Annotated in this window: 18 protein-coding genes; 7 read left to right on the top strand and 11 right to left on the bottom strand. The window is 69.5% G+C overall.

Features of this window, described 5'->3' with window-relative positions; translation table 11 throughout:
- The first annotated feature begins 20 nt into the window (after nucleotides 1-20).
- From OHT01_RS12630 to cimA, 3 genes are all read left to right on the top strand, one after another.
- The gene (locus OHT01_RS12630; RefSeq protein WP_328553233.1) at nucleotides 21-1,058 is read left to right on the top strand and encodes an agmatine deiminase family protein; all 1,038 of its coding nucleotides are present in this window, start codon (nucleotides 21-23) and stop codon (nucleotides 1,056-1,058) included.
- 15 nt (nucleotides 1,059-1,073) lie between these two features.
- Nucleotides 1,074-1,664, top strand: a complete 591-nt coding sequence (locus tag OHT01_RS12625; protein ID WP_328553232.1) for a TetR/AcrR family transcriptional regulator — start codon at nucleotides 1,074-1,076, stop codon at nucleotides 1,662-1,664.
- 391 nt (nucleotides 1,665-2,055) lie between these two features.
- Nucleotides 2,056-3,660 carry a citramalate synthase gene (gene cimA, locus OHT01_RS12620; protein WP_328553231.1) on the top strand — a complete coding sequence of 535 codons (1,605 nt, stop codon included), beginning with the start codon at nucleotides 2,056-2,058 and terminating at the stop codon, nucleotides 3,658-3,660.
- 124 nt (nucleotides 3,661-3,784) lie between these two features.
- Here the strand turns inward: cimA and OHT01_RS12615 are convergent, their stop codons facing one another.
- Nucleotides 3,785-5,659 (bottom strand): ricin-type beta-trefoil lectin domain protein, encoded by a 1,875-nt coding sequence (locus tag OHT01_RS12615; protein ID WP_328553230.1) that lies wholly within the window; start codon nucleotides 5,657-5,659, stop codon nucleotides 3,785-3,787.
- A 329-nt stretch (nucleotides 5,660-5,988) separates the two neighbouring features.
- On the opposite strand from OHT01_RS12615, the gene OHT01_RS12610 reads away from it, so the two are divergent.
- Nucleotides 5,989-9,030, top strand: coding sequence for a glycoside hydrolase family 3 protein (locus OHT01_RS12610; RefSeq protein ID WP_328553229.1), 3,042 nt, complete (start codon nucleotides 5,989-5,991; stop codon nucleotides 9,028-9,030).
- Nucleotides 9,031-9,099: 69 nt separating this feature from the next.
- On the opposite strand, the gene OHT01_RS12605 is transcribed toward OHT01_RS12610, so the two are convergent.
- Nucleotides 9,100-9,384: a hypothetical protein gene (locus OHT01_RS12605; RefSeq protein ID WP_328553228.1), complete on the bottom strand. Its 285-nt coding sequence runs from the start codon at nucleotides 9,382-9,384 to the stop codon at nucleotides 9,100-9,102.
- 207 nt (nucleotides 9,385-9,591) lie between these two features.
- Here OHT01_RS12605 and OHT01_RS12600 point away from each other — a divergent pair, with 207 nt between their 5' ends.
- Nucleotides 9,592-10,944 (top strand): hypothetical protein, encoded by a 1,353-nt coding sequence (locus OHT01_RS12600; protein ID WP_328553227.1) that lies wholly within the window; start codon nucleotides 9,592-9,594, stop codon nucleotides 10,942-10,944.
- 24 nt (nucleotides 10,945-10,968) lie between these two features.
- Here OHT01_RS12600 and OHT01_RS12595 read toward each other — a convergent pair whose 3' ends face one another.
- Complete coding sequence (locus OHT01_RS12595) at nucleotides 10,969-11,460, bottom strand: N-acetyltransferase (protein WP_328553226.1); 492 nt, start codon at nucleotides 11,458-11,460, stop codon at nucleotides 10,969-10,971.
- Nucleotides 11,461-11,734: 274 nt separating this feature from the next.
- A complete protein-coding gene (locus tag OHT01_RS12590; RefSeq protein ID WP_328558099.1) occupies nucleotides 11,735-12,355 on the bottom strand; it encodes a YceI family protein in 621 nt (206 codons plus the stop codon).
- 464 nt (nucleotides 12,356-12,819) lie between these two features.
- Between OHT01_RS12590 and OHT01_RS12585 the strand changes: the two genes are divergently transcribed.
- Together OHT01_RS12585 and OHT01_RS12580 are read left to right on the top strand one after the other, a co-directional pair.
- Nucleotides 12,820-14,427 (top strand): acyl-CoA carboxylase subunit beta, encoded by a 1,608-nt coding sequence (locus tag OHT01_RS12585; protein WP_328553225.1) that lies wholly within the window; start codon nucleotides 12,820-12,822, stop codon nucleotides 14,425-14,427.
- A 57-nt stretch (nucleotides 14,428-14,484) separates the two neighbouring features.
- Nucleotides 14,485-14,679: an acyl-CoA carboxylase subunit epsilon gene (locus OHT01_RS12580; RefSeq protein ID WP_328553224.1), complete on the top strand. Its 195-nt coding sequence runs from the start codon at nucleotides 14,485-14,487 to the stop codon at nucleotides 14,677-14,679.
- A gap of 390 nt (nucleotides 14,680-15,069) precedes the next feature.
- Here the strand turns inward: OHT01_RS12580 and OHT01_RS12575 are convergent, their stop codons facing one another.
- The 7 genes from OHT01_RS12575 to OHT01_RS12545 all read right to left on the bottom strand — a co-directional run bounded on the left by OHT01_RS12575 (nucleotide 15,070) and on the right by OHT01_RS12545 (nucleotide 21,779).
- Nucleotides 15,070-15,651 carry a GTP-binding protein gene (locus OHT01_RS12575; protein ID WP_151472110.1) on the bottom strand — a complete coding sequence of 194 codons (582 nt, stop codon included), beginning with the start codon at nucleotides 15,649-15,651 and terminating at the stop codon, nucleotides 15,070-15,072.
- A complete protein-coding gene (locus tag OHT01_RS12570) occupies nucleotides 15,632-16,228 on the bottom strand; it encodes a DUF742 domain-containing protein (RefSeq protein WP_328553223.1) in 597 nt (198 codons plus the stop codon). Before OHT01_RS12570 ends, OHT01_RS12575 begins: the two co-directional genes overlap by 20 nt.
- A 95-nt stretch (nucleotides 16,229-16,323) precedes the next feature.
- Nucleotides 16,324-16,737, bottom strand: coding sequence for a roadblock/LC7 domain-containing protein (locus OHT01_RS12565; protein WP_261709979.1), 414 nt, complete (start codon nucleotides 16,735-16,737; stop codon nucleotides 16,324-16,326).
- A 10-nt stretch (nucleotides 16,738-16,747) separates the two neighbouring features.
- Nucleotides 16,748-19,948 carry a sensor histidine kinase gene (locus OHT01_RS12560; protein WP_328553222.1) on the bottom strand — a complete coding sequence of 1,067 codons (3,201 nt, stop codon included), beginning with the start codon at nucleotides 19,946-19,948 and terminating at the stop codon, nucleotides 16,748-16,750.
- A gap of 351 nt (nucleotides 19,949-20,299) precedes the next feature.
- Nucleotides 20,300-20,875 (bottom strand): GTP-binding protein, encoded by a 576-nt coding sequence (locus OHT01_RS12555; RefSeq protein ID WP_028802395.1) that lies wholly within the window; start codon nucleotides 20,873-20,875, stop codon nucleotides 20,300-20,302.
- Complete coding sequence (locus OHT01_RS12550; protein WP_328553221.1) at nucleotides 20,856-21,254, bottom strand: DUF742 domain-containing protein; 399 nt, start codon at nucleotides 21,252-21,254, stop codon at nucleotides 20,856-20,858. The genes OHT01_RS12555 and OHT01_RS12550 overlap by 20 nt, the downstream gene beginning before the upstream one ends.
- 111 nt (nucleotides 21,255-21,365) lie before the next feature.
- Nucleotides 21,366-21,779 carry a roadblock/LC7 domain-containing protein gene (locus tag OHT01_RS12545; RefSeq protein WP_266765867.1) on the bottom strand — a complete coding sequence of 138 codons (414 nt, stop codon included), beginning with the start codon at nucleotides 21,777-21,779 and terminating at the stop codon, nucleotides 21,366-21,368.
- Between the last annotated feature and the right edge of the window lie 9 nt (nucleotides 21,780-21,788).

The following is a 21,788-nucleotide window of genomic DNA, read 5'->3' as shown; positions in this document are numbered from 1 at the left end:
CAGCCTGTAAGGAACACCCCATGTCTGCTGCCGCCGACGGTTTCCGTATGCCCGCCGAGTGGACCCCGCACGAGCGCACCTGGATGGCGTGGCCGGGCCCCAACCCCACCTTCGACAACCCGGACGATCTCGCGGAGTCCCGCGCGGCCTGGGCGGCGGTGGCCCGCGCGGTCCGCCGCTTCGAACCCGTCACCGTGGTGTGCGGTCCGGGCCAGACCGCGGCGGCCGCCGAACTCCTCGGCCCCGGCATCGACACCGTCGAGCGGGAACTCGACGACGCCTGGATGCGCGACATCGGCCCCACCTTCCTCACCAACGGGCAGGGCGAACTCGCCGCCGTGGACTGGACGTTCAACGGCTGGGGCGCCCAGTCCTGGGCCCGCTGGGAGCACGACGCGAAGATCGGCGCCGCGGTCGCGGACCTGGCGGGGGCGAGGACGTACGCCTCCCGGCTGGTGAACGAGGGCGGCGCGATCCACGTCGACGGCGAGGGCACCGTGCTGCTCACCGAGACCGTGCAGCTCGGTCCCGAGCGCAACCCCGGCTGGACCCGCGAGCAGGTCGAGGCGGAGATCCACGCCCAGCTCGGCACCGAGAAGGCGATCTGGCTGCCGCGCGGCCTGACCGGCGACTACCCCCCGTACGGCTTCGGCACGCTCGGCCACGTCGACATCGTCGCCGCCTTCGCCCGGCCCGGCGTGATCGTCGCGCACTCCCAGCAGGACCCCGCGCATCCCGACCACGAGCTGAGCCGGGAGATCATCGGGCTGCTCAGGGCGCAGACCGACGCGCGCGGACGCCGTATCGAGGTCGTCGAGGTCCCGGCCCCCACCGTCCTGGAGGCCGACGGCCATTGGGCCGACTACTCCTACATCAACCACTACCTCTGCAACGGCGGCGTCGTCCTGTGCGGCTTCGACGACCCGCGGGACGAGACCGCGGCGGGCATCTTCCGCCGGCTCTTCCCCGAGCGGACCGTGACGCTGGTGGACGCACGTACGATCTTCGCGGGTGGCGGTGGCATTCACTGCATCACCCAGCAGCAGCCGAAGGCCTGAAAACGGGAGTCACGGATGGCCGGTGCGCGGAAGAACGCGCCACCGCGCGAGGAGGTCCTCGCCGTCGCCATGGAGATGATCGCCGAGCGCGGTCTGGAGAAGCTCACCATGGCGGCGCTCGGCCGTGAGGTCGGCATGAGCAGCGGCCACCTCCTCTACTACTTCCGCTCCAAGGACGAGCTGCTGCTGCGCACCCTGGAGTGGAGCGAGGGCCGCCTCGGCGCCGAGCGCGGCCGGCTGCTCGCCGCGCGTGGAACCGCCCGCGAGCGCCTGGACGCCTACGTCGACCTGTACGTCCCCGACGGCCACCGGGACCCGCACTGGACCCTGTGGCTCGAGGTCTGGAACCACTCCCAGAACGCCGACGACGACGCCCGCGAACGACAGGTCGCCATCGAGGGCGCCTGGCACCGGGACCTCGTCGCGCTGCTCGCCGAGGGCGTCTCGCGCGGCGAGTTCCGCCCCGTCGACCCGGACCGCTTCGGCGCCCGGCTGCGCGCCCTGCTCGACGGCTTCTCGATCCATGTGGCGATCGGCCTGCGCGGCACCGGCCGCGACCAAGTCCTTTCCCACGTACGGGAGTTCCTCGACGAGGCACTGGTCTGAACGGCGTTCGCGGACGACCGGCCGGGCGTTCGGGCAGGTCCGGCCCGGACGAGCCGCGCGCCGGGCGCGCGCGGTCGCGACGGCTTGTAGCCCAGTGCTCGCATCCTGAGACACCCTGTGAGCACGGGGGTGGTATGTGCCAGACTGCCCCCGTGCTCTCGTTCGCCACGATTATTGGCAGCAGGCGCGCCGGTCCGCAGTGACCGCCACGTACGACCAGGTACGGGCGGACACCGTCGTTCTCGACCCGCGCGCAGACCTCTCGCACCCGCGAGGGGTTTTTCGCATTTCTGGCCCACCTTCAGCCGGGAGCGCAGCGCGAGGGATCATTGGGGGACGGTGGAGCCGGTCATTCCGGTAGACCGAGATTCAATACAGGAGCCTTGAGACCATGACGGAAACCAGCGAGCTCGACGACGCGTTCCACGTCTTCGACACCACGCTGCGCGACGGCGCGCAGCGCGAGGGCATCAACCTCACCGTGGCGGACAAGCTGGCCATCACGCGGCACCTGGACGACTTCGGGGTGGGCTTCATCGAGGGCGGCTGGCCCGGCGCCAACCCCCGCGACACGGAGTTCTTCGCCCGCGCCCAGCAGGAGATCGACTTCAAGCACGCCCAGCTCGTGGCCTTCGGAGCGACCCGCCGGGCCGGTGCCAAGGCCTCGGAGGACCCCCAGGTCAAGGCACTCCTGGACTCGGGCGCCCCGGTGATCACCCTGGTCGCCAAGTCCCACGACCGGCACGTCGAACTCGCCCTGCGCACCACGCTCGACGAGAACCTGGAGATGGTCCGCGACACCGTCTCCCACCTGGTCGCCCAGGGTCGCCGGGTCTTCATCGACTGCGAGCACTTCTTCGACGGCTACCGCGCCAACCCCGAGTACGCGAAGGCCGTGGTGCGGACCGCGCACGAGGCCGGCGCCTCCGTCGTCGTCCTGTGCGACACCAACGGCGGCATGCTCCCGGCGCAGATCCAGGCCGTGGTCGCCACCGTCCTCGCGGACACCGGCGCCCGGCTCGGCATCCACGCCCAGGACGACACGGGCTGCGCGGTGGCCAACACCCTGGCGGCCGTCGACGCGGGTGCCACCCACGTCCAGTGCACCGCCAACGGCTACGGCGAGCGGGTCGGCAACTCCAACCTGTTCCCCGTCGTGGCCGCCCTGGAACTGAAGTACGGCAAGAAGGTGCTTCCCGAGGGCGCGCTGCGCGAGATGACCCGGATCTCGCACGCCATCGCCGAGGTCGTCAACCTCACCCCCTCCACCCATCAGCCGTACGTGGGAGTGTCGGCGTTCGCCCACAAGGCGGGCCTGCACGCCTCGGCGATCAAGGTCGACCCGGACCTGTACCAGCACATCGACCCCGAGCAGGTCGGCAACACCATGCGGATGCTGGTCTCCGACATGGCGGGCCGTGCCTCGATCGAGCTCAAGGGCAAGGAACTGGGCGTCGACATCAGCGACGACCGCGAACTGGTCGGCCGGGTCGTCGAACGGGTCAAGGAGCGCGAGCTCAAGGGCTACACGTACGAGGCGGCCGACGCGAGCTTCGAACTCCTGCTGCGCGCCGAGGCCGAGGGCAAGGCGCGCTCGTACTTCGAGGTCGAGTCCTGGCGGGCCATCGTCGAGGACCGCCCCGACGGCAGCCACGCCAACGAGGCCACCGTCAAGCTCTTCGCCAAGGGCGAGCGCATCGTCGCCACCGCCGAGGGCAACGGCCCGGTCAACGCCCTCGACCGTGCCCTGCGGGTGGCCCTGGAGACGCTCTACCCCCAGCTCGCCAAGCTGGAGCTGGTCGACTACAAGGTCCGCATCCTGGAGGGCAAGCACGGCACGTCCTCCACCACCCGCGTCCTCATCTCCACGTCCGACGGCACGGGGGAGTGGTCCACGGTCGGCGTGGCGGAGAACGTCATCGCCGCGTCCTGGCAGGCACTGGAGGACGCGTACACCTACGGACTGCTGCGCGCCGGGGTGGAACCCGCGTCGTAACCGTCCTCGAACTCCGGAGGCGGAGGGTGCGCGAAACGCCGGAGGGGCCGGGAACCGCGCCCCTCCGGCGTTCATCGCGCTTCAGCCCCTCCGGCGCGCAGGGCACGCCGGGCGGGCCGGGCGCCTACTGGAGATGCCACTTCTGATTGGCGGCCCCCGTGCACGACCAGATCTGTGCCCGCGCCCCGTTCGCCGACGAGTTGTCCGTCACGTCGAGGCACTTGTTCGCCCCGGTGTTGACCACGTCACCCGTCGAGGAGTTGTACGACCACTGCTGGGCTCCCGAGCCGTTGCAGTCGTAGAGCTGGACCTTGGCGCCGTCGGCCGTCGACCCCGACGTGACGTCCAGGCACTTCCCGAGCGCGCGCACCGATCCGTCCGTCTGCACGGACCAGGTCTGCGCGGTGGATCCGTTGCAGTCGTAGAGCTGCACCGCCGTGCCGTTGGCGCTCGAACCGCCCGCCACGTCCAGGCACTTGCCGGCCAGACCGACGAACGCCCCCGACCCGCCACCCCCGCCCGACTGTGTCCCGTTCCAGGTGAACGTCGCCGAGGTCTTGCCCGGCAGCGAGTACGTCGCGTGCTGGCCACCCCAGTTGATGGTGACCGACTTGGCGGCCGAGCCGTCGTTGTAGGCGATCAGCGCCTTCGAACCGTCCGGGTTGCGCCAGGCGACGTTCGGGACGGCCGAGGACGCCGTCGAGGCGATCCGCTGCGCCCCGGGCCGGACGAACTTCGTCAGATGGCCCATCGTGTAGTACTCGACCGTGTAGTCGACGGTCCCGCTCGCCCCGTCGCCGTTGTGCACGGTGATCAGCCCGGTGCAGGTGCTGCAACCCCCGTTGTGCGGGCCCTTGTTCTGGTCCACGGCGAGCGACCACTTGGTCACCGACTTCGCCCAGTTGCGGGTGTAGTCGACGATGTTCAGCATGTCCTCGCGCTGCTGGTTGGCGATCCAGGTGCCGCCGGAGTGCTCGGTGCCGAAGGCGTCGAGGCCCGGGTACTGGTTGTGCACGCTCGTCTGCTTGGTGACGTCGCCGCCGTACCCGTGCCAGGCGATCCCGCCGAAGTTGGGGTTCGAGCGGACCGCCGCGTCGTCGACGGTCGGGGCGGCGTAGGAGTCGTACACGTCCCAGTTCCAGTCGTGCGCCAGCACCTTCGTCGACAGACCGGACGCGTTGAGCTTCGGCAGCAGCTCGCTCTTCGTGAAGTAGGCGAGGCCCGAGGCGTTCCAGCTCATCGACGGATAGCCCGAGCAGCACGTCGGCTCGTTCTGGGCGGTCACGTACGACACGGGAACGCCCTGGTCCTTGTACGCCTGGAGGTACTTGACGAAGTACGAGGCGTAGGCGCCGTAGTCCTCCGCCTTCAGCCAGCCGCCGTTCAGGGACCCGCTGTCCTTCATCCAGGCCGGTGCGGTCCACGGCGAGGCCATCACCGTCAGCGAGGGATTGAGCTGGAGCGCCTGCTTGGTCAGCGGCACCACGTCGGCCAGATCGTGCGCGATGGAGAACTGGGCCAGGTTCGGGTCGCTCTGCCCGGCCGGCACGTCGTCGTAGCTGTAGCCGTAGCGCGCGAGGTCCGAGGCGCCCATCGGATTGCGCAGGAAGGACAGACCGATCCCGTCCGTCGGTGAGAACAGCTTGCGCATCGTCGCGTCGCGCGTGCTCTGCGACAGCGCGCCGCTGCTGTTCATCAGCCAGGCCGCGGTGTCGGTGAAGGAGGCGCCCCCGCCGGTGAAGGTCTGGTAGCGGGTGTTCTCGTCGACGGTGATGTTCTCGCCGCCGCCACCGGTGCCCGACTGGAAGGCGAACGGCGCCTGTGCCTGGAGCCCCCGGACGACATGGCGGCCGCCGTCGTCGTCCGTGGTCGTCAGATAGGCGGTGACCTGTTCGCCCGCGGCGTGCGCGGGCGCGGCCGCCGTGAATCCCGCGGTGGCGAGCAGCCCGGCGACGATCAGCCGGACCGCCCGAGTGGATCTCCTGGTGGATCTCCTCATGGAGCGCCGCCCTTCTGGTGTGGGGGTTGGGAGGCGTGCGAGGCGTGAGTAAATGACGGCTGCGGGGTCGCGTCAAGGGGGTGCGCGTTCACAATCTGAAGGAACAACTGCCCTGATCCGGCCGTGACTTGAGTGTGTACCGGTTCCGACGTGAAGTCTTGACGGGTTGCCGGGACGTCAGTTAACTCACGCCGTGATCTAAGTCGTAAGAAGAGCGGTTCGCCGCACGAGCGGGTGATCGGCGAGCCGTCGGAGAAAGTGCGTCGTCAGGTGTACGTCATCAGAGGAAGCAAGTCGTCCGAAGAACGTGAGAGTCGAGGGGGGACCCATTGACCGGGCTCGATCGGAATTCCGTACGAAGAACCGCTCTGCTGGCCGGTGCCGTGTTGATCACCGGACTGCTGCCGCTCGCCTCGGCGGGAACGGCGGCGGCCGATGATCCCGCACCCGTCCCCGTCGACCGCTTCGAGGGAGAGGTGCCCTTCGCCGGCCAGCCCGCGGAGGGCATCTTCACCTGGGGCGGCGACAGCGACGACCCGCCGAAGCTCGCCCTGACCGCACGGTCCGACGCGCCCGAGGGTGCCAAGGTGCTCACCGGCGACTACGACATCAGCGGCTACGGCGGGTTCACCCATGACTTCGCCGCGGGCCTGCCGGCCCACGACTGGTCCGCCCACAAGGGCATCCGCTTCTGGTGGGACGGCCGCGACAACGCGAAGAAGATCGCCTTCGAGATCAAGGACGGCGGCGCGAACGGCGAGGCCTCCGAACTGTGGACGACCTCCTTCACCGATGACTTCACCGGCTGGAAACAGATCGAGATCCCCTTCGCCGACTTCACCTACCGCACGGACTACCAGCCCGTCGGCGGTATCGACCACGTCCTCGGCCTGACGCAGATGTGGGGGTACGCCCTCACCCTCCCGGTCGGCGTCCAGGGGCAGTTCGCCATGGACGACGTCGAGCTGTACGGCAAGGCCGACCAGTCACTGCGGGCCTCCGTCACCACCGACGCCGCCGTGTACCCGGTGCGGGAGGGCGGCACGGCCGCCGTGAAGGTCTCCCTCGCCACCACCGGCTCCGCCCCGATCGACGAGCCCGTGACCGTCGGATACGAGAGCGCCGGCGGCACCGCCGAGCCGGGCAAGGACTACACCCAGGTCAAGGGCGAGATCACCTTCCCGGCCGGAACGACGTCCGGTACGAGCCGCACCGTCAAGGTCCCGACGCTGCGTGACCGGTCCGCCGAGGCGGCCGAGACGATCCCCCTCAAGCTCACCGTGACGGGCGCCAAGGCCCCCGCGGAGACCCCGCAGGTCGTCATCGACGCCCACGGACTCCCGTACCTGGACCCGAAGCTGCCCGTGAGGAAGCGGGTCGCCGACCTCGTCTCCCGGATGTCCCTGGAGGAGAAGGCCGGGCAGATGACCCAGGCCGAACGCGGCGCGATCGGCACGGGCGGCGACATCGCCTCCTACGACCTCGGGTCGCTGCTCTCCGGCGGCGGCTCCACGCCGACCCCCAACACCCCCGAGGCCTGGGCGAAGATGGTCGACGGCTACCAACTCCGGGCGCAGGCCACCCGGTTCCAGATCCCGCTGATCTACGGCGTGGACGCGGTGCACGGCCACAACAACCTCGCCGGCGCGACGGTCATGCCCCACAACATCGGCATCGGCGCCACCCGTGATCCTCAACTGGCGGAGCGGACCGGCGCGGTGACCGCGTCCGAGGTCCGGGCCACCGGCATTCCCTGGGACTTCGCCCCCTGCCTGTGCGTGTCCCGCGACGAACGCTGGGGTCGCTCCTACGAGTCCTTCGGCGAGGACCCGGCGCTCGTCCAGTCCATGGAGACGATCATCCAGGGCCTCCAAGGCGCCCGCAGCGGCAAGGACTTGAAGGACGACGACAAGGTCCTCGCCACCGCCAAGCACTTCGTCGGCGACGGCGGCACCGGGTACGGCACGTCCACGACGGGCTCGTACACCCTCGACCAGGGCGTCACCAAGGTCACCCGGCAGCAGTTGGAGGCCGTGCACCTGGCGCCCTTCCAGACAGCTGTCGACCGCGGTATCGGCTCGGTCATGCCGTCCTACTCCTCGCTCGACATCGTCGGTGACGGCCAGGGCCCGGTGAAGATGCACGCGCGCGCCGACATGATCAACGGCGTGCTCAAGGGCCGGATGGGCTTCGACGGCTTCGTCATCAGCGACTGGAACGCCATCGACCAGCTCCCCGGCGACTACGCCTCGCACGTCCGCACCTCGGTCAACGCGGGCGTCGACATGATGATGGTGCCCTACTCGTACAAGGACTTCCGGGCGACGCTCATGGACGAGGCGACCGCCGGCCGTATCAGCGCGCGACGGATCGACGACGCCGTGTCGCGCATCCTCACCCAGAAGTTCGAGCTGGGCCTGTTCGAGAAGCCGTACGCGGACACGAGCGGCGCCTCGAAGATCGGCTCGGCCGCGCACCGGGCCGTGGCCCGACAGGCGGCGGCCGAGTCCCAGGTCCTGCTGAAGAACGCGGACGGCGTACTCCCGCTGAAGAAGTCGCAGAAGGTGTACGTCGCCGGTTCGAACGCCGACGACCTCGGCAACCAGACCGGCGGCTGGACCCTCACCTGGCAGGGCTCGTCCGGCGACAACACCCAGGGCACGACGATCCTCCAGGGCATGCGGAACGCGGGCGGTGACGTCACCTACTCCAAGGACGCCTCGGCACCGACCGGCGGCTACGACGTCGGTGTGGTCGTCGTCGGCGAGACCCCGTACGCGGAGGGCGTCGGCGATGTCGGCAACGGGAACGACCTGGAGCTGACCGCGGCCGACAAGGCCGCCGTCGACAGGGTGTGCGCGGCGATGAAGTGCGCCGTGCTGATCGTCTCGGGCCGCCCGCAGCTCATCGGCGACCGGCTCGGCGCCGTCGACGCCCTCGTCGCCTCCTGGCTGCCGGGCACCGAGGGCGACGGAGTGGCGGACGTCCTCTACGGGAAGCGGGCCTTCACCGGGCAGCTCCCGGTCACCTGGCCGAAGTCGGAGGCCCAGCTGCCGATCAACGTCGGTGACACCTCCTACGACCCGCAGTTCCCGTACGGATGGGGGCTCACCACGCTCACGGGCGTACCGGGCGGCGGGACCGCCACCCTCCGGACGCTCGCCCGGGTGGCCGCGGCGGCGGAGCGGTCGGGCGCGGACCGGGCCGGCCGCGCGGCCGTGACGAAAGCCCGCCTCCTCGTCCAGCGGAAGATCGGCTCGTCGATCGACGCGGCGAACGCGGGGCCCTTCGCGAACGCGGACCATCTCCTGCTGACCGGTCACTACGCGCGGGCGGTGGCCGAGCTGACGGAGGCGTACCGAGCGGCGTGAGGAAGGGCGTGGAGGGCCGGCCGGGGCTGAGCACCAGCCCCGGCCGGCCCGCGTTCCGGTCCCCGCTTCCTACGGCACAGTGGGTGCAGCCGGTGCAGCCGGTGCAGCCGGTGCGGTCGCCGTCGCGGCGGCGCTCCGGAGTTCCTTGGCCACCTTGCGGGCCCGCAGTGCCTTGACCACGAGGTGCACGCGGTACGCGCTGACCAGGAGCATCACGGCACCGAGGAACGCGCCGAAGGCCGACCCGTCCCGCGCCGCCGCGTAGAAGAGAGCGCCGCTGAAGGGGAAGCCGACGGCGATGAGCAGCGGCTCGCGAACCCAGAACGGGAGAACGCGAAGGATGAGTCCGACCATCCGGCTACTTCAGCAGGTCCATGCCAGAAATTGCTGTGACGGAGGCCACAGTTCCGGTAGGCGGAATCGGATCGTTGCGGGGCGCCGGCCCGATGGTGTGCTCCACGGCGGGCGGGCCCGGCGCCGATGGGTTCGGCCGGCCCCGACCGCGGCGGGACACCGTCCTCCCGATGTCCAGTTTTGCTCTGGTTCGGGTAGCTTCAAGGCATGAGGGCCGCACGTACCCGAGGACTTCCAGGCCTGTTGGTCGCACTGATACTCGCGGCCCTGGCGATGGCGTGGTTCCCGGCGCCCCCGGCCCACGCGGCCACCAGCGTCTCCACCGTGGCGGCGGCCCTTCGCGAGAGCCCCGTCTACGTGGACCCGGCCGCCTCCGCGCAGCTCTCCGCGCCGGAGGCCGACGCCCTCGCCGCCAAGATCAAGAAGGCCGACAGACCGGTCTTCGTCGCCGTGCTCCCCGCGAACTTCCCCACCCAGAACCTCTTCCAGAACCTGCGCACCGCCACCGGTGTCACCGGCCTCTACGAGATCAGGCTCGGCGACCGTTTCGACGCCCGCGCAGACTCCTCGGTGATGTCCCGCTCGGCCGTGCAGAACCTCGTCACCAGCGTCCAGGGCGTGTCGGACGCGAACACCCAGCTGAACGACTTCACGGACCGCGCGCTCGCCAACATCCACGGTTCGGCCCCCGCGAGCTGGGGCGGCGGAGGGAACGCCGGAGGCGTCTCCACCGGGGCGCTGATCGCGGTCGGCGCGGTGGCCGTCGTCGGCGGCGCGGGCGCGTACACGGTCGTGCGCCGCAACCGGCGACGCAAGGAGGACGAGCAGCGGGCGGCGCTCGACAGGCTCCGCGTGGTCGTCGACGAGGACATCACCGCCTTCGGCGAGGAACTGGACCGGCTCGACTTCCACCCCGCGGAGGCGGGCGCCGACGACGCGATGCGGGCGGACTACGAACGCGCGCTGGATGCCTACGAACAGGCGAAGTCCTTCATGGCCAAGGCCCAGCGCCCCGAGGACGTACGCGCGGTCACCCAGTCCCTGGAGGAGGGCCGCTTCTCGCTCGCCGTGCTCGCCGCGCGCCGCGAGGGCCGCCCTGTCCCCGAGCGCCGCGCACCCTGCTTCTTCGACCCCCGGCACGGCCCGTCCGTCGTGGACGCGGCCTGGACACCCGCCGGCGGAACACCCCGCGAGGTCCCGGTCTGCAAGGCGGACTGGATCCGCCTCGTCGGCGGCGAGGACCCGGCGATCCGCGAGGTGGAGACGGACCACGGCCGCCGTCCGTACTGGGACGCGGGTCCGGCGTACGGCCCCTGGGCGGGCGGATACTTCGGTGGCGGCGTGCTGCCCGGCCTCCTCCTCGGGACCGTACTCGGCAGCATGATGGCGAGCCCGGGGTACGGAGCCGCCTACGGCACCGGGTACGGCGACTTCGGCGGCGGTTACGCCGGGGGCGACGTCTCCGGAGCCGACTTCGACCCCGGCGACTTCGGCGGCGGCTTCGGGGACGGCGGGGGAGGCGACTTCGGAGGGGGCGGGGACTTCGGCGGAGGTTTCTGAGACCCGCGGGTCCGGGCGTCCGTCCTACGCCTCCGGCAGCGCCAGCCAGTCCTGCCAGGACAGGTCGCGTCCGATGAACCGCGGCCGCCGGAAGGGCCAGTCCTCGGCGATCCACCGGGGCACGAGCAGATCCAGGTCCCGCTCCAGGGCGGTGCCGACCCGCTCGTCGACCACCCACCACGAGATCTCCGCGTCGGCGCCCGTCCGCTCCGGCGGGTCGATGTAGACACAGCCGTACTCGGTGGTGCCGGTGGCGTCGAACAGCACGTAGTTGAAGGACCGGTGGGAGGCGATCTCCGCCTCGTGCCGCTCCAGGTCCCTCAGATTCGCCTCGTACGTCATCGTCTCCGCGGGCCAGCCCCACGCCTCTCCGAAGATTGACCACAGCCGCTCCCGCGACCCCATGACGGCCGGATAGTCGACGGCGGCGTCCGCGCCGGTGATCGGACGCAGATGGCATCCGCCCGGCACCTCGACGCGCGCGGGATGGACGAAGTCAGGGGGCAGCCAGTTCATGTCCGGAGGCTAACCACCGGGTCGCGGCCGCGCACCGGATTTACCCCGCCCCCGGACACCGCGGCGCCGGGTCCCCGCCTGTGAACCGTGACCCTGAAGGGGTGGGGGAAGCATGGGTGCGCGGATTTGAGGCTCGGCGGGTCCGTGGACGCCGGAGCGCCCGCCCTCTCCGTATGCGGAGCAGGAGGGCGGGCGCGCTCGGGGTGTCGCGGGGGAGAACGGGTCGGCCGGGGTGGGCCGGCGGAACCGGCCCGGGCCGGGGTGGCCCGGTGGCTCAGCCGGCGTTCTTGATCGCCGAGATGTCGAAGTTCAGCTTGATCTTGTCGGAGACGAGGACGCCGCCGGTCTCCAGGGCCGCGTTCCAGGTGAGGCCCCAGTCGGAGCGCAGGATCTCGGCCTTGCCCTCGAAGCCCACGCGCTCGTTGCCGAACGGGTCCTTCGCGGAGCCGTTGAACTCCAGGTCGATGGTGATCTGCCGGGTGGTGCCGAGGATCTCCAGGTCACCGGTGATCCGGTAGTCGTCGCCGCCCAGGGCCTCGGCCTTGGTGGACCGGAAGGTCATCGCCGGGAACTCGTCGGTCTTGAAGAAGTCGGCGCTCTTGAGGTGCCCGTCGCGGTCCGCGGAGCCGGTGTCGATGCTGTCCATCTTCACGTCGAGGGACGCGGTCGAACGGGCCGGGTCGCCGCCGTCCAGGTGCAGCGTGCCCTCGAAGTCGTTGAACTTGCCCTTCACGTTGGTCACCATCGCGTGCCGGGCGACGAAGCCGATCGTCGAGTGCGAGGGGTCGAGCGTGTAGTCGCCGGTCAGCGCGGCCAGGTCCGGGTTCACGGCGGTGATCGTCGCGGTGCCCGCGGACTCGGCGGTGTCGGTGGTCTTGCGGCCGAAGATGCCCATGAGGTGCTCCTTGAGGGGACGGGCCGTGGTTCGGGTCGGAACCACGGCGTCAGTCTGTTGAACGTTCAACGAGCTCAACAAGGGCAACCGTAGACCTATTCCGTTCAACTTTCAACATCATCCGGAGAGTACGCTTCGAGTCACGGCGGGTCACATGCGTCCGGTCCTCCCGCGCGCGCGTGGACCTCCGGCCCGTGCCCCGCGGCACCGGTCCGGAGTCCCCGGGGGTGACGCGGACCGCCGAACGGGGGTCCGCGTCACCCCGGTGACGGCATGCGCCCCTCGCGGATGTGAGCAGGCTCTCGGTCGAGTGGTTTGTGTGATCTCCACAAGCCCAAGCCCCTCTGGGCAGTCGGAACGCCTGCATGTGATGGCGGTTCTGTTCAGGGGCACCAGGAAAACGGTCCGGAGACTGTGCAGAGTCGACGGGCCTGTTTCCTTGGTGGACTTCGTATGGTCGCTACATGACCGTTTTGGACGAGGCCGACACCGCCAGCTCCACCAGCCCCACCGCCGAACCGACCGACGCGCGCGGACGTGTGGCGGAGCTGCACGCGATCCGTGCGGAGGCGCTGCGCGGCCCCAGCGAGAAGGCGACCGAGGCGCAGCACGCCAAGGGCAAGCTGACCGCCCGGGAGCGCATCGAGCTGCTGCTGGACGCGGGCTCGTTCCAGGAGGTCGAGCAGCTGCGCCGGCACCGGGCGACCGGTTTCGGCCTGGAGTCCAAGAAGCCGTACACCGACGGTGTCATCACCGGCTGGGGCACGGTCGAGGGGCGCACGGTCTTCGTGTACGCCCATGACTTCCGCATCTTCGGCGGCGCGCTGGGCGAGGCCCACGCCACGAAGATCCACAAGATCATGGACATGGCCATCGCGGCCGGTGCGCCGCTGGTGTCCCTGAACGACGGCGCCGGTGCCCGTATCCAGGAGGGCGTCTCCGCCCTCGCCGGCTACGGCGGCATCTTCCAGCGCAACACCAAGGCCTCGGGCGTGATCCCGCAGATCTCCGTGATGCTCGGCCCGTGCGCCGGCGGCGCGGCCTACTCGCCCGCGCTCACGGACTTCGTCTTCATGGTCCGCGAGACCTCGCAGATGTTCATCACCGGTCCGGACGTGGTCAAGGCGGTGACGGGCGAGGAGATCACCCAGAACGGCCTGGGCGGCGCCGACGTCCACGCGGAGACCTCCGGCGTCTGCCACTTCGCGTACGACGACGAGGAGACCTGCATCGCCGAGGTGCGCTACCTCCTGTCGATGCTCCCGCAGAACAACCGCGAGAACCCGCCGCGTGCCGCTTCCGCGGACCCGGCCGACCGCCGCAGCGAGGTGCTGCTGGACCTGGTCCCGGCCGACGGCAACCGCCCGTACGACATGACCAAGGTCATCGAGGAGCTCGTCGACGACGGCGACTACCTGGAGGTCCACGAGCGCTGGGCCCGCAACATCATCTGCGCCCTGGCCCGCCTCGACGGCATGGTCGTCGGCATCGTCGCCAACCAGCCGCAGAGCCTGGCGGGTGTCCTCGACATCGAGGCATCCGAAAAAGCTGCGCGCTTTGTCCAGATGTGTGACGCTTTCAATATCCCGATCATCACGTTGCTGGACGTGCCTGGGTTCCTCCCGGGTGTCGACCAGGAGCACGGCGGGATCATCCGGCACGGCGCGAAGCTGCTGTACGCGTACTGCAACGCGACGGTGCCGCGGATCTCTCTCATCCTGCGCAAGGCGTACGGAGGTGCCTACATCGTCATGGACAGCCAGTCCATCGGGGCCGACCTCACCTACGCCTGGCCGACGAACGAGATCGCCGTGATGGGCGCCGAAGGTGCCGCCAACGTCATCTTCCGCCGTCAGATCGCCGATGCCGCCGATCCCGAGGCGATGCGCGTCCGCATGGTCAAGGAATACAAGGCCGAGCTGATGCACCCGTACTACGCGGCGGAGCGCGGTCTGGTCGACGACGTCATCGACCCCGCCGAGACCCGCGAGGTCCTGATCAAGTCGCTCGCGATGCTGCACACCAAGCACGCGGACCTGCCCTCCCGCAAGCACGGCAACCCCCCGCAGTAACCCTGCGGATTCTCCGCGGTACCGCCGCGGAAACCTCTCTCATGGAGACTGAAACCTATGAGCAACGCTGACATCCGCGTCGAGAAGGGCCACGCCGAGCCCGAAGAAGTCGCCGCCATCACGGCGATCCTCCTGGCCCGTGCCGCAGCCGCTCCCACTGATGCCACCCCTGCCCACCGCGCCCACCGGAAGGCGGGCTGGCGCCGCCTGGAGCGGGAGCCCGGTTTCCGGGCGCCGCACAGCTGGCGCTGAGATCCGACGCCGACAGCCCCGTTCTCCCCTGTGGAGAGCGGGGCTGCGGTGCGTCCGGGGGTCCGCCGGGGTGCCCCGGAGCCCGGATCCCGGATCCCGGATCCCGGATCCCGGGGCCGGTCAGGGTCGGGGCCGGCCCGGCCTGGGCACCCCGGGGGTCCACCAGGGGCACCGCGGCCTCCGGGCATCCAGGACGGGGCCCAAGCCCTCAAAGTCCCTCCAAGTCCCTCCAAGGGCCAACAGAGGCCCTTGTGGCGGGCATTCGGGGGATACGCGCCGGCTCGCCGTCCAACCGGGCTGTACCGGGCAGGAGTTCGGCCCGGGGAATGACAACGGCCCCTGTTTCTCCGTGTGGAGAAACAGGGGCCGTTGTCGCGAAGGAGGGCCGCGCTAGCGGAGGCGCGCCATCAGCGCGTGCTCGACCAGCGTGATCAGAGCCGACTTGGCGTCCGCGCGGTGGCGGGCGTCCGTCGTGATGATCGGAGCGTCCGGGCCGATCTGAAGTGCCTCGCGCACTTCCTCGGGCTGGTACGGCTGGTTGCCGTCGAAGCCGTTGAGGGCGATGACGAACGGCAGGCCGCTGTTCTCGAAGTAGTCGACCGCCGGGAAGCAGTCGGCGAGACGGCGGGTGTCCACCAGGACGATCGCGCCGATGGCGCCGCGGACCAGGTCGTCCCACATGAACCAGAAGCGGTCCTGGCCCGGCGTACCGAAGAGGTACAGGATCAGGTCCTGGTCGAGCGTGATACGGCCGAAGTCCATGGCGACGGTCGTCGTCTTCTTGTCGCCGGTGTGCGTGAGGTCGTCGATGCCCGCCGAGGCGGACGTCATGACGGCCTCGGTGCGCAGCGGGTTGATCTCCGAGACGGCGCCGACGAACGTGGTCTTGCCCACGCCGAAGCCGCCCGCCACCACGATCTTCGCGGACGTGGTGGAGCGGGAAGGCCCTCCGCTAGAGCTTGCGAAGTCCACTGAGCACCCTTTCGAGCAATGTCACGGCTGGCTGGCCGCCGGCGCTCTCGTCGCCGCCCGGCTGATGAATGGCGACCAGGCCCGCTTCCGCCAAGTCGGCGACGAGGATCCTGGCTACACCGAGAGGGATGGTCAGCAGGGCCGAGATCTCGGCCACCGACTTGATCTCCCGGCAGAGGTTGCAGATGCGCTGATGCTCGGGCAACTGGCCCTGCATCTGGTGCGGCTGCGCGGTGGTGTGCACCAGTGCCTCGATGGCGAGCTGGTAGCGGGGCCTGGTGCGGCCACCCGTCATGGCGTAGGGACGCACCAGGGGGTTGCTCGACGACCCGGCGGGCGACGACTCGGGTGAGCGTCGCTGCGGCTGTACGGGCTGGATACGCGGTGCCGGCGGCTGGTCGTACGGAGACGGCCCGGGGCCCTGCGGACCCTGGGGCGGGTACGGCTGTCGCTGGCTGGGTGCGGAGGGAAAGTTGTACCGGTTCGGGTTCTGTGAACCGTCACCCTGGCCGCCCTGCCCCTGGCCGGGGCCGTACGACCAATTGCCCGAAGACGAACCGCCTGGGGGTGTTACCACTTTCTCTCCTCCTCCGACTGTGCCGGGCACCCAACGTGTGGGACCGCGTCCCGAAACCTTACGGCCCCGGGACGCCAATTCGCACCGTCTGTCTATTAGTTGAGAAGGCTGCCCTGGAGCTCCGCACGAAGATCCGGAGTGAGAACCGTGCCCGCACGGTCCACCAGAAGCGCCATCTCGTACCCAATGAGACCGATGTCCGCCTCAGGGTGTGCAAGTACTGCGAGTGAAGAACCATCCGAAACGGACATGAGGAACAGGAATCCTCGCTCCATCTCCACAACAGTCTGGTTCACGTGGCCGCCCTCGAAGATACGGGACGCGCCCGCGGTCAACGAGGTCAGACCGGACGCGACGGCCGCCAACTGGTCGGCGCGGTCGCGGGGAAAGCCTTCGGACATAGCCAGAAGGAGTCCGTCGGCGGAGACCACCACCGTGTGCGACACCCCGGGGGTGTTGTCCACGAAATTGGTGATCAACCAGTTCAGGTTCTGTGCCGCCTGGCTCATCGGGCTCACACTAACGCTCCTGGTTGTAGGTGCTGTCAGAACCGAGGCCCTGACCGTTCGTCTCACTACCTGCATTGCGTCCCCGCTCCACGCCGCGACGCAGGTTGCTCAGCCTGCCCCGGACGTCCTCAGGAGCGCGGGAGACCTGGGGGCCGCCCTGGGGGGTCGATTCCGCGGTTCCCTCGACCAGGTTGGCCTTGGGCACCCGCCGCGGCAGACCGGACGAGGTGACCCCGCCCGCCTTGGGCTTCTTGAGCTGCTCGGCGCGCTGCCACCGATCGTCGTTGGACGATCGCCAGTCGTCACCGATACCCCCGGAGGGGGCGGGTGCCGACTGCTCCCTCGCGGGTTCCGCGGGGCGCCGGCCGTTACCGGCTGCGGCGGCTCCGCGGCGGGGCAGTCCCGCGTTGGTCATCGTGTGGGCGGCCGAAGGGGCCGGACCCGGACGACCGAAGCCTACGCTGTCCTGCTCGGGTGCGTCAGCGACCTGCGGCGATTCCGCTTGCGGAGCGTAGCCGCCCTGATACGCGCCCTGGTACGAGTCCTGCTGCGGCCAGTCGTCCTGGTAGGTCGGCTCTCCGAAGGCGGACAACGACTCGGGGGCCACGCCGCCCATACCCGCGTGCTCCGGCTGGACCGGCTCCGTGTAGGAGGGCTCAGGGTAGCCGCCGTTGGACGGGAAGTACGCCTCGTCGTACGCAGCCTGCTGAGGCTCCTCGTACGACGTCTGCTGCTCGTACGTGGTCTGCTGCTCCTCGTGCACGCCCTGGCCGCCGTCGAACGCCGGGGTGCCGTTGAAGGACGGCTGCCCGTTGTCGTACGCGGGCTGGGCCTCGAAGCCCTCGGCGTAGGCCTGAGGGGCCTCGACGGCCTCGGCACCCTGTGCCTGGGCCTCCAGGGCCGCCCGGCGCTCCTCGCGCATCAGGGAGCGGCCCACCGGGTCCAGATCGCGGGCGTCGTCCGGCACCTCGTAGCGGCTGTCGTCGAAACCGAGGTCCGCGGCGGTCAGCACAGGCTTCTGCTGCTGCACGCCGAAGCTCTCGCCCTGGAACGACTGCTGCTCGGGAATGATCTGGGACACGGTGAACTCGTCGCGCATCGGCTGGTAGTCACCGCCGCCACCGTGGGTGATGGCGTCGGGGAGCATGACCAGCGAGGTGGTACCGGCCTGCTCGCCCGAGGGGCGCAGCTGGACGCGGATTCCGTGGCGGTCGGACAGCCGGCCGACCACGAACAGGCCCATGCGCTGCGAGATCGCGGCGTCCACGGTCGGCGGGTTGGCCAGTTTGTGGTTGATGTCCGCGAAGTCCTCGGCGGTGAGGCCGATGCCCTTGTCGTGGATCTCGACCATGATGCGGCCGTCGGGGAGACGGGTCGCGGTGACGCGGACCTTGGTCTGCGGGGAGGAGAACGTGGTCGCGTTCTCCAGGAGCTCGGCGAGCAGGTGCACGAGGTCGGTCACGGCGCGGCCGTGGATCTCGGCCTCCGGGACGCCCGAGAGCTCGATGCGCTCGTACTGCTCCACCTCGGAGGAGGCGGCGCGCAGCACGTCGACCAGCGGGACCGGCTGGTCCCAGCGGCGGCCGGGCTCCTCGCCGGCGAGGACCAGGAGGTTCTCGCCGTTGCGGCGCATACGGGTCGCGAGGTGGTCCAGGCGGAAGAGGTTCTCCAACTGGTCCGGGTCGGCCTCGTTGTTCTCCAGGTCGGTGATCAGGGTCAGCTGGCCCTCGATCAGGGACTGGTTGCGGCGCGAGAGGTTGGTGAAGATCGCGTTGATGTTGCCTCGCAGGAGGGCCTGCTCGGCGGCCAGTCGTACGGCCTCGCGGTGGACCTGGTCGAAGGCGCGGGCGACTTCGCCGATCTCGTCCGTGGTGGTGATCGGGATCGGCTGCACGCGGGTGTCGACCCGGCCGGGGTCGGTGCGCGAGAGCTGGTCGACCAGCATCGGCAGGCGCTGCTCGGCCACGTTGAAGGCGGCGTTGCGGAGCTGGCGCATCGCGCGGCTCATCTGGCGGGCCACCATGCCGGCCAGGATGAACGCGGCGAGCAGGGCGATCACGACGATGGCGCCGGTGATGAAGGCGTCGGTCTTGGCCGTGTCGGAGATGTCCGCGGCCTCGGCCACCGCCTTGTCGGCGAGGTCCGACTCGATCTGGCGGTACGCGTTGTACTTGGCGGTGTTGACCGCCATCCAGTTCTGCGCGGTGACACCCTTCGCGGCCAGCGCGGCGCGGTCGCTCTCCAGGGGGGACGCGAGCTTCGCCAGATCCGTGACCATCTCGGTCGGGTTCGACGGCGGCTTCACGTAGTTCGGGTCGGCGGACGCGGCGTCCTGCGCCTGCTTCGTCAGATCGGTCTTGATCTGCGCCTGGGCGTCGTTGAGCTTGGCCGCGTCGGCCTCGGTGCCACCACCGATGTACTCCTCGACAGCGATGCCTTCGAGATAGGCGTACGAGGAGAGGGCGACGCGCTGACTGGGCAGATCGGGACCCGGCTTGATCAGCATGTGCATGCCGATGGATCGCTCCAGCGACAGCGCGGCCTTGGACAGCGAGATCGCGTAGACCGTACGGCCGTAGCTGGTGATGTTTCCGGTGCCCAGACCGAGCTCGTTGGCGAACTCCATCAGCGGGTGCTGGATCTGGAGGTAGCCCTCTTCGGTCTTCACACCGGGAAGCTTGGTGGTGTACGCGGCCTGCCGCAGGAGCGTGAGGCCGGGCTCGACGTTGCGGAAGACGGCGAGGCGTCGCTCCAGGCCCGGCGTCTTCGGCATGTCCTGGGCGGCCTGGTCGAAGGCGTCGGCGGCCAGGTCCGTCTGCTTGCGGAGCTTGACGACCGTGGGGTCCTTCTGGCCCTTGCCGGCCAGCAGCGGGTAGGCGCTGAGGTCACGCTCGACGAACAGCTTGTCGCCGTAGTTCAGCGCGGCCTGCACCAGGCGGGCCGTCTTCTCGGCGTCCTGCGCCTCCTGCCAGGTGTCGATCGAGCTCTTCACCTGGAAGCCGCCCATGACCAGGCCGACCACCACGGGTATGAGCAGGATCGCGTTCAGTCTGGTCGGCACTCGCCAGTTGCGCGGGGAGAATCGGCTCCCGCTCGGCGCGGGCGCCGGCATGGGCTCCGGGCCGGGCACTTGTGCGGGCGCCGCTCCGCGCGGCGGCGGGGTGAAGTTGCCCCGTGCCGACGGCTCGGGACCGTTCATGCTTCGCCTCACTCGACCAACAACCTCTCGGCGTCGGCACCTACGTTGTGCCGCGGTATCTACCAGCGCCCTTGACTACTGGGCAGTTCAGCGCATTCCAGCACGTCAAGCGGCGCCCTTCCAAACACTCGGAATCGATGATTCCGAGTGGCACTCGCCACAGATAAAACGGTCATAAAGAGCGAGCCCCGCCAAAAGGCAGGGCTTTTATGAGCGCAGTGGCACCAGTCGACCGCGATGCGTGTCGGGGCCAGTGAAATTCTCTGTCGAAACGTTATGAACACTGATGCCGACCGTGTCAAATGACACAGTCGGCTCCAATGCGTCTACGACAACTTCCATATGGAGTCGTCTACTTGGCTGCTACCGCAGCCGGGCCATGAGGGCGTGCTCGACCAGGGTGATCAGAGCGCTCTTCGCATCCGCACGGTGTCGGGCGTCCGTCGTGATGATCGGAGCGTCCGGACCGATCTGAAGTGCCTCGCGCACTTCCTCCGGGTTGTACGGCTGGTGTCCGTCGAAGCCGTTGAGGGCGATGACGAACGGCAGGCCGCTGTTCTCGAAGTAGTCGACCGCCGGGAAGCAGTCGGCGAGGCGCCTGGTGTCCACCAGGACCACGGCGCCGATGGCGCCGCGGACCAGGTCGTCCCACATGAACCAGAAGCGGTCCTGGCCCGGCGTACCGAAGAGGTACAGGATCAGGTCCTGGTCGAGGGTGATACGGCCGAAGTCCATGGCCACCGTGGTGGTGGTCTTGTCCCCGGTGTGGGTGAGGTCGTCGATGCCCGCCGAGGCGGAGGTCATGACGGCCTCGGTGCGCAGCGGGTTGATCTCGGAGACGGCGCCCACGAACGTGGTCTTGCCGACACCGAAGCCACCCGCTACGACGATCTTCGCGGAGGTGGTCGCCCGGCCTCCGTCAGAGCTTGCGAAGTCCACTGAGCACCCTTTCGAGCAGTGTCACGGCCGGCGCGCCGCCGTTGTTCTCATCGCCGCCAGGCTGGTGAATGGCGACGAGTCCGGCCTCCGCGAGGTCCGCGACGAGGATCCTGGCCACACCGAGAGGCATGGACAGGAGGGCCGACACCTCGGCCACCGACTTCACTTCCCGGCACAGGTGGCAGATGCGCTGGTGTTCGGGGAGCAGCCCCATCAGCTGGGCCGGATCGGCCGTGGTGCTGATCAGGGCCTCTATAGCGAGTTGGTACCGCGGCCGGGTCCGGCCGCCGGTCATCGCGTACGGACGTACCAGCGGCTGGTCGCCCTCGTCCCCGTACGGCTCAGCGTACGGGTCATGAGAGGCGGTGGGCGGGGTCATGAATCCTCCGGGCGGGACAGCAAGTCGGTCAGTCGTGCCGTCTGTTGGGGCCGGTGGGGGGATTGTGGCGGCCGGACGGTGATTTCGTGCGGTGTCTGGATCCGGCGGCGGTCAGTGAAGCAGACTGCCTTGTAGTTCGGCACGCAGGTCCGGCGTGAGGACAGCGCCCGCACGATCGACGAGCAGTGCCATCTCGTAGCCGACGAGACCGATGTCGCACTCCGGGTGGGAGAGGACCGCGAGGGACGATCCGTCCGAAACCGACATCAGGAAGAGGAAACCGCGCTCCATCTCCACGACCGTCTGGGCCACCGCTCCACCTTCGAAGATCCGGGAAGCCCCGGCAGTCAGCGAGGTGAGTCCGGAGGCGACGGCCGCCAGTTGGTCCGCGCGGTCGCGGGGGAAGCCTTCAGACATCGCCAGAAGGAGTCCGTCGGCGGACACGACGACGGTGTGGGACACCCCGGGGGTGTTGTCCACAAAGTTGGTGATCAACCAGTTCAGGTTCTGTGCCGCCTGGCTCATCGGGCTCAA

The sequence above is a fragment of the Streptomyces sp. NBC_00358 genome, from assembly GCF_036099295.1.
GTDB lineage: Bacteria > Actinomycetota > Actinomycetes > Streptomycetales > Streptomycetaceae > Streptomyces.
Note: the sequence above shows the minus strand (reverse complement) of the source record. Positions and strands in the feature narration are given on the sequence as shown.